The 1,427-nt window shown below is 45.3% G+C and carries 1 pseudogene; it reads right to left on the reverse strand.

The features are described from left to right. Positions 1-90: 90 nt before the first annotated feature. Positions 91-1,374 (reverse strand): annotated as a pseudogene (locus AYW76_RS18490) (IS5 family transposase); the annotation flags it as partial. Positions 1,375-1,427: the final 53 nt, after the last annotated feature.

A 1,427-nucleotide genomic window follows, 5' to 3' on the forward strand; every position in this document is an offset into this window, starting at 1 on the left:
TCCCTGAATAATGGCGTTTTTAGTCTAAAATGCCATTTCATTTTCTAGTCTTCGCGGCAATAAGGCTTGTATCAACTCCATCCCGCTATAAAAGCAACCCCAGACCAAGGCAAAATTAAGCCACTTCAGCAGCTTACGAAGGTTTTGACCACAGGCACTTAAGATCACGTTCATCGCATCGCCCAGTATTCCTTTGAGGAAGCATCGTCTGAGTTTTCCATCTGATTTGAGATGCCCGATGATGGGCTCCACGCTATTTCTTCTCCCCATCCAGTTCTTCTCTTTCTTGGGGACTCCGCGTTTTTGCCCTGCAATCAAGACTTTAATGTCTTCCACGCCTGATCCTTTATATCCTCGGTCGACAAAACAGATTTCAGGTTTTCGCCCAATCAAGGTTTCTACTTGTTGCAGTTGATCTTTCAGGGTATGTCCATCATACGGATTACCGGGATAGCTTCTTGCACCTACAATGAAGGATTCTTTAGCCGTCACGGCTATGCTGGCTTTCACTCCAAACTCATAACGTTTATGCGCTTTGCCTTTGGAGATGCAGTCCACATTGGGTTCATGCAAGCTGTACAGCTTATTTTTGCTCTGGCGAGTTTGCTTCAGCAATCGATAGGCTTGGTTAAGTGTGTCTTCCTGTTTTTGGGTGAGCGCTAACCCTTGTCGTTTTACTTGCCGATCAATGTCCCGCAGCACTCTCCCTAAAAAACCTTTGACTTGTTTAATGGCTTTTCCCATGCGCTTGTATTGCTTGGCATGACCATAGCGGCCAATTTTTGGCATGAGCTCATGACAGGCTTTGTCGTAGGTTTGTCTTAACGTGATATTTTGTTCTTTGGCGATTTGAGTGAGCTGTTGTCGAGCCTTGTTGTAGAGCTTGGCATCCGTTGGGAAGGTGATATTTTTTTCTTGTACCGTGGTGTCGACCACCACACGTTTTAGACTCGTCGGTTTGATGACTTTTAGTTTGAGTCCTGCTTCTATCGTCTGAGTTAGCAGCCATTCACAGCCTTCTTCTCCTAACCGTTTTCGCCATTTTACAAGACTGGTTGGATGACACGGAAAGTCGTGTTGGAAAAAGGTTTCGCCGCAAAAGTATTGGTAGTAAGGCGATTCAAGCCATTGTTCTAATACCATTTCGTCAGACAAATTATGCAAGTGTTGCAAATACAGCAATCCCACCATAAGGCGAGTGGGTAACGCGGCGGCACCCACCGTTGAGAAGTGTCCCCCCAATTCGTTATCTAACTGATTCCAATCAATGACCTTAGCCAGTCGAACTAAAGGATGGTTGGGGTTAATGATGTCAACGAGCTGTGGTTGGAATAGATCCTTTTGCGGTACGGTCTTTGTCTGACGAGGCTTCATAAAACTCACCCATTTCTGCAACTTTTTGGGCCTTATGGCGTATTTATAGCAAG

This window comes from Marinomonas gallaica, from assembly GCF_001639745.1.
GTDB classification, from domain to species: domain Bacteria; phylum Pseudomonadota; class Gammaproteobacteria; order Pseudomonadales; family Marinomonadaceae; genus Marinomonas; species Marinomonas gallaica.